The 10,880-nt window shown below is 42.2% G+C and carries 22 protein-coding genes; all 22 read right to left on the bottom strand.

Translation table 11 applies throughout. From position 1 onward, the window contains the following. Positions 1–504: 504 nt before the first annotated feature. Complete coding sequence (gene rplQ / locus HMPREF3090_RS05050) at positions 505–885, bottom strand: 50S ribosomal protein L17 (RefSeq protein WP_067972980.1); 381 nt, start codon at positions 883–885, stop codon at positions 505–507. A 26-nt stretch (positions 886–911) separates the two neighbouring features. Next, entirely contained in the window at positions 912–1,856 is a 945-nt protein-coding gene (locus tag HMPREF3090_RS05045; RefSeq protein ID WP_067972982.1) for a DNA-directed RNA polymerase subunit alpha, read from the bottom strand. An 87-nt stretch (positions 1,857–1,943) separates the two neighbouring features. Beyond that, complete coding sequence (gene rpsK / locus HMPREF3090_RS05040; protein WP_067972985.1) at positions 1,944–2,336, bottom strand: 30S ribosomal protein S11; 393 nt, start codon at positions 2,334–2,336, stop codon at positions 1,944–1,946. Positions 2,337–2,368: 32 nt separating this feature from the next. Next, positions 2,369–2,734 (bottom strand): 30S ribosomal protein S13, encoded by a 366-nt coding sequence (gene rpsM, locus HMPREF3090_RS05035; protein WP_067972988.1) that lies wholly within the window; start codon positions 2,732–2,734, stop codon positions 2,369–2,371. 19 nt (positions 2,735–2,753) lie between these two features. After that, entirely contained in the window at positions 2,754–2,867 is a 114-nt protein-coding gene (gene rpmJ / locus HMPREF3090_RS09600; RefSeq protein WP_083272385.1) for a 50S ribosomal protein L36, read from the bottom strand. Positions 2,868–2,894: 27 nt separating this feature from the next. Continuing rightward, positions 2,895–3,113 (bottom strand): translation initiation factor IF-1, encoded by a 219-nt coding sequence (gene infA, locus HMPREF3090_RS05030; protein WP_067972992.1) that lies wholly within the window; start codon positions 3,111–3,113, stop codon positions 2,895–2,897. A gap of 120 nt (positions 3,114–3,233) precedes the next feature. Then, a complete protein-coding gene (locus tag HMPREF3090_RS05025; RefSeq protein WP_067972994.1) occupies positions 3,234–3,881 on the bottom strand; it encodes an adenylate kinase in 648 nt (215 codons plus the stop codon). A gap of 27 nt (positions 3,882–3,908) precedes the next feature. After that, complete coding sequence (gene secY / locus HMPREF3090_RS05020; protein ID WP_067972997.1) at positions 3,909–5,207, bottom strand: preprotein translocase subunit SecY; 1,299 nt, start codon at positions 5,205–5,207, stop codon at positions 3,909–3,911. After that, complete coding sequence (gene rplO, locus HMPREF3090_RS05015; RefSeq protein ID WP_067972999.1) at positions 5,207–5,647, bottom strand: 50S ribosomal protein L15; 441 nt, start codon at positions 5,645–5,647, stop codon at positions 5,207–5,209. Before rplO ends, secY begins: the two co-directional genes overlap by 1 nt. Before the next feature lie 33 nt (positions 5,648–5,680). Further along, positions 5,681–5,863 carry a 50S ribosomal protein L30 gene (rpmD, locus tag HMPREF3090_RS05010; protein ID WP_067973002.1) on the bottom strand — a complete coding sequence of 61 codons (183 nt, stop codon included), beginning with the start codon at positions 5,861–5,863 and terminating at the stop codon, positions 5,681–5,683. A 13-nt stretch (positions 5,864–5,876) separates the two neighbouring features. Then, entirely contained in the window at positions 5,877–6,383 is a 507-nt protein-coding gene (gene rpsE / locus HMPREF3090_RS05005) for a 30S ribosomal protein S5 (protein ID WP_067973005.1), read from the bottom strand. Positions 6,384–6,403: 20 nt separating this feature from the next. Next, positions 6,404–6,751 (bottom strand): 50S ribosomal protein L18, encoded by a 348-nt coding sequence (gene rplR, locus HMPREF3090_RS05000; protein ID WP_067973008.1) that lies wholly within the window; start codon positions 6,749–6,751, stop codon positions 6,404–6,406. A 55-nt stretch (positions 6,752–6,806) separates the two neighbouring features. Next, positions 6,807–7,343 (bottom strand): 50S ribosomal protein L6, encoded by a 537-nt coding sequence (rplF, locus tag HMPREF3090_RS04995; protein WP_067973011.1) that lies wholly within the window; start codon positions 7,341–7,343, stop codon positions 6,807–6,809. A 36-nt stretch (positions 7,344–7,379) separates the two neighbouring features. Continuing rightward, entirely contained in the window at positions 7,380–7,778 is a 399-nt protein-coding gene (rpsH, locus tag HMPREF3090_RS04990; RefSeq protein ID WP_067973014.1) for a 30S ribosomal protein S8, read from the bottom strand. Between the two features lie 34 nt (positions 7,779–7,812). Further along, positions 7,813–7,998, bottom strand: coding sequence for a type Z 30S ribosomal protein S14 (locus tag HMPREF3090_RS09595; protein WP_083272384.1), 186 nt, complete (start codon positions 7,996–7,998; stop codon positions 7,813–7,815). Between the two features lie 18 nt (positions 7,999–8,016). Then, a complete protein-coding gene (rplE, locus tag HMPREF3090_RS04985) occupies positions 8,017–8,559 on the bottom strand; it encodes a 50S ribosomal protein L5 (protein WP_067973015.1) in 543 nt (180 codons plus the stop codon). 23 nt (positions 8,560–8,582) lie between these two features. Next, on the bottom strand, positions 8,583–8,891 hold the full coding sequence (gene rplX, locus HMPREF3090_RS04980; protein WP_067973017.1) for a 50S ribosomal protein L24: 309 nt from the start codon (positions 8,889–8,891) through the stop codon (positions 8,583–8,585). A 29-nt stretch (positions 8,892–8,920) separates the two neighbouring features. After that, a complete protein-coding gene (rplN, locus tag HMPREF3090_RS04975) occupies positions 8,921–9,289 on the bottom strand; it encodes a 50S ribosomal protein L14 (protein WP_067973021.1) in 369 nt (122 codons plus the stop codon). A 28-nt stretch (positions 9,290–9,317) separates the two neighbouring features. After that, a complete protein-coding gene (gene rpsQ, locus HMPREF3090_RS04970; RefSeq protein WP_067973024.1) occupies positions 9,318–9,581 on the bottom strand; it encodes a 30S ribosomal protein S17 in 264 nt (87 codons plus the stop codon). A gap of 28 nt (positions 9,582–9,609) precedes the next feature. Then, complete coding sequence (rpmC, locus tag HMPREF3090_RS04965) at positions 9,610–9,807, bottom strand: 50S ribosomal protein L29 (RefSeq protein WP_067973027.1); 198 nt, start codon at positions 9,805–9,807, stop codon at positions 9,610–9,612. Continuing rightward, a complete protein-coding gene (gene rplP, locus HMPREF3090_RS04960; protein WP_067973029.1) occupies positions 9,800–10,228 on the bottom strand; it encodes a 50S ribosomal protein L16 in 429 nt (142 codons plus the stop codon). Before rplP ends, rpmC begins: the two co-directional genes overlap by 8 nt. Before the next feature lies 1 nt (position 10,229). Next, the gene (rpsC, locus tag HMPREF3090_RS04955) at positions 10,230–10,880 is read right to left on the bottom strand and encodes a 30S ribosomal protein S3 (RefSeq protein WP_067973033.1); all 651 of its coding nucleotides are present in this window, start codon (positions 10,878–10,880) and stop codon (positions 10,230–10,232) included.

The following is a 10,880-nucleotide window of genomic DNA, read 5'->3' as shown; positions in this document are numbered from 1 at the left end:
TCGGGTTCGAGGATGCAGAAAGGGCTCCTCTTCGTAAAAGGACGTCGAAGGCTTGCAGCCTTCTCTGTCTTTTTACTCCAGAGGTCCCTTTCTCCCGCATCCTCTCACACCCTGGTATAGTCGGGCTTGCAAAGGCAGAAAAGGAGTGACTTCAGCAAAAGGAAACGACCGGCTGAAGCCGCTCTTATCCCTTTTGCCTCCAGTCATCCTTTTCTAACCGCCTTTGCTCACACCCTGATATAGTCGGGTTCGCAGTTGCAGACTTGAAGTGACTTCACCCAATCGGAACGATCGGCTAAAGCCGCTCTTTTCCGTTTGGGCTCCAGTCATTCAAGTCTGGACGCAACTGCTCACACCCTGATAACAAAAAAAGCATTCATGCAATAACATGGATGCTCGTGTTTTGGAATTAGGATATATTTTCACTTCCGGAGCACCTGCCCCGGAAGTGAAAGAGCTAGACTTGGGTTACCCCATCATCATAACGCTCTACATACATCTGGCTTACACTAATTCAATAATCGCCATCTTAGAACCGTCACCACGACGAGGTTCAGTCTTAAGAATACGGGTATAGCCGCCTTGACGATCAGCATAGCGAGGGCCTAACTCGTTGAATAATTTTTGTAAGGCTGTTTCAATAACGATGTCATCATCTTCCGCACGAACATCAGCGATTTCGTTACGAACAAATTTAGCAGCTTGACGACGTGCGCTAAGGTCACCTTTCTTGCCTAAAGTAATCATTTTTTCAGTAGATTTACGGATTTCTTTAGCACGAGATTCGGTAGTTTCGATACGTTCATTGATAATTAAATCAGTCGTCAAATCACGTAATAGAGCTTTACGTTGTGAGCTGGTGCGACCTAATTTACGGTAACTCATCAGAGAATTCCTCCTTCACTTTATAATTAATCTTCTTGGCGCAAGCTTAAATCGAGGGCAGCCAACTTATTCTTGACTTCATCGAGTGACTTACGGCCTAAGTTACGAACTTTCATCATTTCTTGTTCAGTTCGGTCAGTTAATTCATCCACAGTATTGATACCTGCACGTTTCAAACAGTTGTATGAGCGAACAGAAAGATCCAATTCTTCGATTGACATTTCGAGCATTTTTTCTTTCTGAGTTTCTTCTTTTTCGACCATGATTTCAGCAGATTTTGCTTCATTGGTCATATCAACGAAGATCGCCAAGTGTTCCGTTAGAATCTTAGCAGCTAAACTCAACGCTTCATGAGGGGCTATCGTCCCGTCAGTCCAGATATCATAAGTCAACTTATCGAACTGGTTAATTTCACCAATACGGATATTTTCAACTTGGTAGTTAACTTTTTCGATTGGTGTGTAGATTGAATCTACTGGAATTACGCCAATTGGCATATTTTCTGATTTGTTATGTTCAGAGCGAACAAAACCACGACCATTTTGAACATTCATCAGCATATGGAAACGGGCTCCATCTTCGAGGCTGCAAATGTGCAAGTCTGGATTCATGATATCAAAATCAGCATCGGCCGTAATATCCGCTGCAGTGACCTCTGCTGGGCCAACTACATCAATTTCGACTTGTTTTTCTTCAACATCATAAAGTTTCAAGGAAAGCTTCTTGATGTTCAATACAATTTGAGTGACATCTTCGCGGACACCTGGGATTGTAGAATATTCATGTAAAACATCATCAATCTGAACTGATGTTACCGCTGTACCAGGCAATGATGAGAGTAAAATACGACGCAGGGAATTGCCTAAGGTTGTTCCGTAACCACGTTCTAATGGTTCAATCGCAAATTTACCAAATTTGTTATCATCGCTGATCTCAATCGTTTCAATAGTTGGTTTTTCAATTTCGATCATAATCTACAAGTATTCCCCTTTCAAAACGTGAATTTTGCACCACTACTGCTTCCAAAAAGTTTTCGGCAAGCTGTTTGAAAAACAGTACTATACACGACGACGTTTTGGAGGACGGCAACCGTTGTGTGGGATTGGGGTTACGTCACGAATTGAGGTAACTTCCAAACCAGCAGCTTGTAAAGCACGAATTGCAGATTCACGACCAGGTCCTGGGCCTTTAACAGATACTTCAACAGTCTTCATGCCTTGGTCCATAGCAGTCTTAGAAGCAGCTTCTGAAGCCATTTGGGCAGCATAAGGTGTTGATTTACGGGAACCCTTGAAACCAAGTGCACCTGCGGATGACCATGAAATTGCATTACCATGTTCATCAGTAATCATAACAATAGTATTATTGAAAGTTGAGTGGATATGAGCAACACCAACTTCAACATTCTTTTTCACGCGACGTTTACGTGTTTGACGTTTTGCTTTAGCCATTTGATTAACTTGCCTCCTTTACTTTAAATTAATTATTTCTTCTTACCTGGGATCGCTACACCGCGACCTTTACGGGTACGAGCATTGTTCTTAGTATTTTGACCGCGAACTGGTAGGTTACGACGGTGACGCATACCACGGTAGGAACCGATTTCTTGTAAACGTTTGATGTCCATGTTGACATCACGACGTAAGTCACCTTCAACCTTGATCTTATCAACTTCTGCACGAATCTTATCTAATTCATCATTGCTTAAATCATTCACACGGATATCTTCAGAAACGCCAGCATCAGCTAAGATCTTTTTAGCTGTTGTGTTCCCGATCCCATAAATGTAAGTTAAGGCAATGACAATACGTTTGTTACGTGGAATATCTACCCCTGCAATACGAGCCATTCGATTGGCACCTCCTTTATTAACCTTGGCGTTGTTTATGTTTAGGGTTTTGGCAAATTACCATGACTTTGCCATTACGACGAATCACTTTGCATTTGTCGCAAATTGGTTTAACAGACGCTCTAACTTTCACGATTGACCTCCTTATATCATTTAGAAATTACTTGAAACGATATGTAATCCGTCCCTTGGTCAGATCATATGGAGACATTTCGACTTTTACACGGTCACCCGGTAGAATTCGAATATAATTCACACGAATCTTCCCAGACACATGGGCAAGAATCTCTACGCCGTTTTCAAGTTCGACTTTGAACATTGCATTAGGTAAAGTCTCAGTGACTGTACCTTCTACTTCGATCATATCTTCTTTAGACACTATATTTCCTCCTCGTTACACATATGTGCGACACGACAACATGAAGAAAAACTCATCTCAAAAGTTCTCAATAGGATTAAACTGAACATTATACCATTAAAGAACATCTAATGCAAGACTTTATTCAATGATCTTTTTGATTTCGTTAAAGACATTATCGATTCCGATGTCACCAGGCACCCGGTAAACCTTACCTTGACTTTCGTAGAAGTCGAGGATTGGGGCTTGTTGCTCTTGGTTAACTTCGATCCGATTCTTAACCACTTCAGCCTTATCATCGTCGCGGGTATAGAATTCTTCTGCCCCACAGCGATCACAGACGCCTTCTTCTTTCGGAGGGTTAAAGTTGACATTGAAGGTTGCCCCACAATTGCCACAGATAATCCGACCACTTAGGCGTTTTTCTAGGACTTCAGGATCAACATCGATATAAATGACAGCATCAATGGTCTTGTTAATGTCTTCCAGGATTTCTTCCAAGGCCTTAGCTTGGTTGAGCGTCCGTGGGAAGCCATCTAACATGAAACCCTTAGCTTCTGTGTCTGCTTGTTGTAAACGTTCTTTAACAATCCCATTCGTTACTTCATCTGGCACAAGGCCACCCTTGTCCATGTATGATTTAGCTTCTTTACCGAGTGGGGTTTGGTCTTTGATGGCTTGACGGAACATATCTCCTGTTGAAATATGTGGAATGTCATAAGTTGCCACAATTTTTTCTGCTTGGGTACCCTTACCAGCACCTGGCAGCCCCATCAAAATAATATTCATTTCCATCCTCCGAACTTCAATTCTTGACTAGCGAATAAAGCCTACATAGCGACGCTTGATTAAGCGACCTTCAATTTGTTTAGCTGTATCGAGTGCGACACCGACAACGATGAGTAAACTTGTCCCTCCAAGACCAATCGTTCGTGGAAGATCAAAGAAATAGGACCCCATTAGAGGTAGGATGGCAATCATCATTAAGAATAATGAGCCCACACTGCTTAAACGATTGAGCATCTTGGAAATATAACGTTCTGTTGGTAAACCAGGACGCACACTAGGGATATAAGCGCCTGATTTTTGGAAGTTCTCGGCAACGCGTTCAGGATTAATTTGGATATGCGCATAGAAGAATGTAAAGAGTACAATCGTTACCGCATATATGGTCATCCCGATTGGTTGTTCGAGATTAAAGACTGTCTCTGCTGTTTTGAACCAAGCGGCATCTGAGAACTGGGCCGACAAGAGGCTGAGAACCGTTTGTGGCACCATGATGATGGAGCTGGCAAAGATAACTGGAATAACCCCGGCTGAGTTAATCTTCAGCGGCATATGGGATTGTTCCACTACTGTGCTCGCCCGTTTGGAATAGCGTACCGGAATACGCCGTTCAGCTTGGTTGACGTAAACAACTAAGATAATTAGAAGTAATGCAACAAGGGCAAAAATACCCCCAAAGATGGCATTTTGAGTGAGCTGAGCTTGGTCAGTCACATCAATTAAGCCTTTCTTAACAGCGGTGAGGACTTCGCCGGGAATCCGAGCAACAATCCCCGAGAAGATAATCAGAGAAACCCCATTCCCGATACCGAATTGGGTGATTTGCTCCCCGATCCATACAACGAGCATGGACCCAGCTGTCATGACCAAGGCAATAATGCAGTAAGTGAGCATTCCTGGATCCTTGATCAGGCCGAATTGCGAGAGGGAGTTAAAGCCAACCGAAATCGCAATGGCTTGGAAGAAAGAAACAAGAACAGAGAGATAGCGTGTCCACTTATTCAGCTTACGCCGTCCCACTTCACCTTGTTTCGACCATTCTGTAAAGGCTGGCACAATGTCCATCTGCAAAAGCTGTACCACAATCTGAGCCGTGATATAAGGGGAGACCCCTAAGGAAAAGATTGAGTAGTTGTGCAAGGCCCCGCCGCCAAAGGTATTCAACAGACCAAAGAGCCCTGAATTAACGAGCGTATTTATCGCTTGTGCATTCACACCTGGAACTGTTATATGTGTCCCGAGACGGAACACAATTAACATTCCCAAAGTAAAGAGGATGCGACTTCTAACGTCTTTATCCTGAAATACAGCTTTCAGAGTAGTGAACATTAGATCACCTCGATTGTGCCCCCAGCTGCTTCAATTGCTTCTTTAGCTGTAGCTGAGAATTTAGCTGCTTTAACGGTTAGTTTGCGTTCTAATTCACCAGCACCTAAAACTTTAATAGCTTTCTTGGTATTCTTAACAAGACCAGCTTCAACTAAAGCTTCTGGCGTTACTTCAGCCCCATCTTCAAAAACGTTTAAATCGTCGATATTAACGATGGCGTATTCTTTGCGGTTAATGTTTGTAAAACCACGTTTAGGGATACGACGGTACAATGGGGTTTGCCCACCTTCAAAACCTAAACGTACTTTACCGCCTGAACGAGCTTTTTGACCTTTTTGGCCGCGACCTGAAGTCTTACCGTTACCTGATCCAGACCCACGTCCTAAACGGTTACGGACATGACGTGATCCTTCACTTGCTTTTAACTCGTGTAATTTCATAATCTTCAAGGCACCTCCTTATTTCTTATTGTATTATTTTACTTCTTTAACTTCAACTAAATGGGCAATCTTCTTGATCATTCCGTCGATTGCTGCATTTGTTTCTTTTTCAACTGTGCGACCAGTCCGGGTTAGGCCCAGTGCTTCACAGGTTTTGATTTGGTCAACTGGACGACCGATAACACTGCGTTTTAAAGTTATTTGAACTTTTGCCATGTTGTAAGCCTCCTTAACCTAAAATTTCTTCGACTGACTTACCACGTAATTCAGCGATTTCTTCAGGAGATTTCAATTCTTTAAGCCCTTGGATGGTTGCACGCACAATGTTAATTGGAGTGTTTGATCCGAGTGACTTAGAAGTGATATCTGCAATACCTGCTAATTCGACAACGGCACGAACTGGACCACCAGCAGCAACCCCCGAACCATTCTTAGCTGGTTTCAAGAGGACTTTGCCCCCGTTAAAAATACCTAATACTTCATGAGGGATAGTGGTTCCTGCGCGAGGAACTTCGATCATGTTCTTCTTAGCAGCTTCAACCGCTTTACGGATTGCTTCAGGAACTTCAGCAGCCTTACCTGTACCGAATCCAACGTGTCCATCTTTGTCGCCTACTACTACAAGCGCGGAGAAGTTCATGCGACGGCCACCTTTAACTACTTTAGTGACACGATTGATAGCAACAACGCGATCTTCGATTTCACGGTCGTTAACTTGTACAAATTTGTTTGTCATGTTATGGCTTCCTCCTTTTCCTAAAATTCTAGTCCGTTTTCACGTGCAGCGTCAGCTAAAGCTTGTACGCGGCCATGATATTGGTAACCGCCACGGTCAAAGACAACGGTTTTGACATTTTGTTCAGATGCAGCTTGGGCAATTTTCTTACCAACGGCTGCAGCTTTTTCAACTTTTGTCCCAGTTTCTTCACCATCAGAGGCACTTGCAAGCGTAACACCCGCTACGTCATCAATTAATTGAGCGTAGATGTGTTTATTTGAGCGGAAAACGCTCAAGCGTGGGCACTCTGCTGTTCCAGAAATGTGACGACGTACACGTGCGTGACGTTTTTTACGTAAGACATTTTTATCTGGTTTGCTAATCAAAATGGTTCACCTCTTATTTTCTACTTTAATTTGATAGGTAAGGATAATCCTAAGATTATTTACCGGTTTTACCTTCTTTGCGGATAATGTGTTCGTCAGAGTAACGTACCCCTTTACCTTTGTAAGGTTCTGGACGACGAATTTCACGAACGTTAGCGGCGAATTGGCCTACTAAGTCTTTATCTGCACCTGAAATGTTAATTTCAGTATTTGATGGTAAATCAACTTCGATGCCTTCAGGAATGTCAAACTCTGCTGGGTGGGAAAGACCAACGCTCAGCGTTAATTTGTTACCTTGGGCTTGTGCACGGTAACCTACCCCTTGTAAGAGTAAGGTTTTCTTGAAACCTTCGCTAACCCCTAGAACCATGTTATTAACTAAAGCACGAGTTGTCCCGTGTAAAGCGCGAACATTCTTTTGGTTGTTAGGACGTTCGAAAGTGATTTCGTTTTCTTCTACATTGATTGTAATTTGTGGATCGAATGTACGAGTTAGTTCACCTTTAGGGCCTTTAACGGTTAAAGTGTGGTCTTGTACATCGATGGTTACGTTACTAGGAATTGTTACTGGTTTATTACCAACACGACTCATCTAGACTGCACCTCTTTCAATTTTATTTTTTAGGGCCTACCATACGTAAGCTAAGACTTCGCCACCAACGTTTTTAGCGCGAGCTTCTTTATCAGTGATAACACCTTCAGAAGTTGAAATGATGGCAATTCCTAAACCGTTCAAGACTTTAGGGACTTCATCAGTTTTCGCATATACACGTAAACCTGGTTTAGAAATACGTTTTAAGTTTGTGATAACACGTTCGTTATTCTTACCATATTTCATGAAGACACGGATGATACCTTGCTTGTCATCTTCAATGACTTCGAAATCTTTGATGTAACCTTCTTCTTTAAGAATCTTTGTGATTGCAACTTTCATTGCTGATGCTGGAACTTCAAAAGACTCGTGGCGTACCATATTAGCGTTACGCACGCGTGTTAAGAAATCAGCGATTGGATCTGTCATGACCATTACCTGTTCACCCTCCTTTACTTATTACTCTCGATTACCAACTAGCTTTTCTGACACCAGGAATTTGTCCTTTATAGGCAAGTTCACGGAGGCAGATACGGCATAACTTGAATTTACGGTAAACAGAGTGTGGACGGCCGCAGCGTTCGCAGCGTGTGTATTCTTGTGTTGAATATTTTGCTTTGCGTTTATTTTTCGCAATCATTGATTTTTTAGCCAAATCGATTCCCTCCTCCTATTATTTTTGGAACGGCATTCCAATTTGAGTTAATAACTCTTTTGATTCTTCATCAGTGTTCGCAGTTGTAACGATAACGATATCCATCCCGCGTACTTTGTCAACGTTGTCAAAGTCGATTTCAGGGAAGATTAATTGTTCACGGATACCTAAAGTGTAGTTCCCACGGCCATCGAATGAACGTTTGCTGATCCCGCGGAAGTCACGTACACGTGGCAATGAAACAGTGATTAACTTGTCTAAGAAGTCATACATGCGTTCACCACGTAGGGTTACTTTTGCACCGATAGGCATTCCTTCACGTAAGCGGAAGCCAGCGATTGATTTCTTAGCGTGAGTAATAACTGGTTTTTGACCTGAAATTAAAGTTAACTCTTCAACTGCTTTGTCTAAGTTCTTAGAGTTGGTTACAGCGTCACCAACACCCATGTTGATCACAATTTTGTCAATCTTAGGGGTTTGCATTGGAGAGCTATAATTAAATTTTTCAATTAATGCTGGTACGATCTCGTTTGAGTATTTTTCTTTTAAACGATTAGTCATGTTCTATTGTCCTCCTTCCCGTATTAGTCAATTACTTCGCCAGATTTACGAGCTACACGTACACGTTTGCCATCTTTTTCTTCGATACCTACGCGTGTTTTTTCGCCCGTTTTTGGATCTACTAATTGAACGTTAGAAACATGGATTGGCGCTTCTTCTTCCACAATACCGCCTTGTGGGTTAACTTGTGAAGGTTTTTGGTGTTTCTTAACAATGTTTACGCCTTCGACAATGACTTTATCTTGTTTTGGTAAAGTTTGCTTAACAGTTGCTTGCGTTCCTTTATCTTTACCTGCAATCACAATTACAGTATCACCTGTTTTAATACGCATCGATGGGCACCTCCTTTTTGATCTATTTATTATAATACTTCCGGAGCTAGGGAAACAATCTTCATGAAATTGTTTTCGCGCAATTCCCGAGCAACTGGGCCAAAGATACGTGTACCACGAGGTGTCTTGTCGTCGCGGATAATCACGCATGCATTTTCGTCAAACTTGATGTATGAACCATCTGCACGGCGAGCCCCGCTCTTGCTACGAACGATAACAGCTTTGACAACGTCACCCTTCTTAACAACGCCACCTGGTGTAGCGTTCTTCACTGAACAAACTACGACGTCACCAATATTAGCGGTTTTACGGCCTGATCCGCCGAGTACACTAATAGTTAAAACTTCACGAGCGCCTGAGTTATCAGCCACTTTCATACGAGTTTCTGTTTGAATCATCCTAAAGTATCCTCCTTCCAGTTAATTGTTAAATGATAACTGATTCTTCAACGATTTCAACAAGACGGAAGTGCTTATCTTTGGATAATGGACGTGTTTCCATAATTCGTACAATATCACCCATTTTTGCTGAATTGTTTTCATCATGTGCTTTATATTTCTTAGAGTATTTAATACGTTTTCCATAAGTTGGATGGAATTTAAAAGTATCTACTTGGACAACAATGGTCTTTTCCATTTTGTCAGAAACGACACGTCCTTGGTATACTTTACGATTTTTACGTTCTGCCATACTACTGGGTTCCCTCCTTCACTGATGATTACTTAGCTAATTCTTCCTGGCGTAGAGCAGTTTTAATACGAGCAATTTCTTTGCGCACTTGTTTGATGCGTGCTGTATTTTCTAACTGACCTGTTGCCAATTGGAATCTGAGATTGAACAACTCTTGTCTGTATTCTTTTTCCTTTGCTTCAAGTTCAGCAGCGGATAAATTTTTAATTTCTTCAAATTTAGTCATTCAGTTCACCACCAATTTCACGTTTTACGATTTTGCAACGAACTGGTAATTTATGCATTGCTAAACGAAGCGCTTCTTTTGCTACTTCTTCAGGAACGCCACCTACTTCGAACATGATTTTCCCACGTTTAACGGGAGCAACCCATCCTTCAGGAGCACCTTTACCAGAACCCATCCGAACACCAATAGCTTTTGCGGTATATGATTTATGAGGGAAGATTTTGATCCAAACTTTCCCGCCACGTTTCATGAAACGTGTCATGGCGATACGCGCAGATTCAATTTGACGGTTAGTAATCCATTTTGAATCTAAGGCTTGTAGACCGTATTCGCCGTAAGCAATTTCTTTTCCGCCTTTAGCTTCGCCGCGCATTTTACCGCGGAATTCACGTCTATGTTTTACACGTTTTGGTACTAACATGCTATTCCTCCTCTTGATTATTTACTGTAGGAAGGACTTCACCACGACAAATCCATACTTTGACACCGATCTTACCGTAAGTTGTATCTGCTTCTTCCCATGCATAGTCAATATCTGCACGTAAAGTATGTAATGGAACAGTTCCTTCGTCAGTTGTTTCTGAACGCGCCATATCTGCACCGTTTAAACGGCCGGAAACCATAACTTTGATCCCTTGAGCGCCAGCTTTCATTGTACGTTGAACAGCTTGTTTTTGCGCACGGCGGAAGGCCACACGGTTTTCAAGTTGTTCGCAAATATTCTTAGCAACTAAGCGTGCATCTAAGTCTGGGTTCTTGATTTCAACCACATTGATGTGTACACGTTTACCTGTTAAGTTATTTAAGCTCTTACGTAAAGCATCAACTTCTGAACCACCTTTACCGATAACCATACCTGGTTTAGCAGTGTGGATGTTCACGTTAACCTTGTTAGCTGCACGTTCGATTTCTACGTTGGAAACTGAAGCTTCGCTAAGGGCTTTGTCGATGTATTCACGGATGCTTAAGTCTTCATGCAAAGTATCTGCGTAATCTTTTTCTGCATACCAGCGTGCGTCCCAGTCTTTGATAACTCCGATACGCAAACCGGTAGGATTAATTTTTTGACCCAC

The organism is Aerococcus sp. HMSC23C02 (assembly GCF_001806805.1).
Taxonomy (GTDB): domain Bacteria; phylum Bacillota; class Bacilli; order Lactobacillales; family Aerococcaceae; genus Aerococcus; species Aerococcus sanguinicola.
Note: the sequence above shows the minus strand (reverse complement) of the source record. Positions and strands in the feature narration are given on the sequence as shown.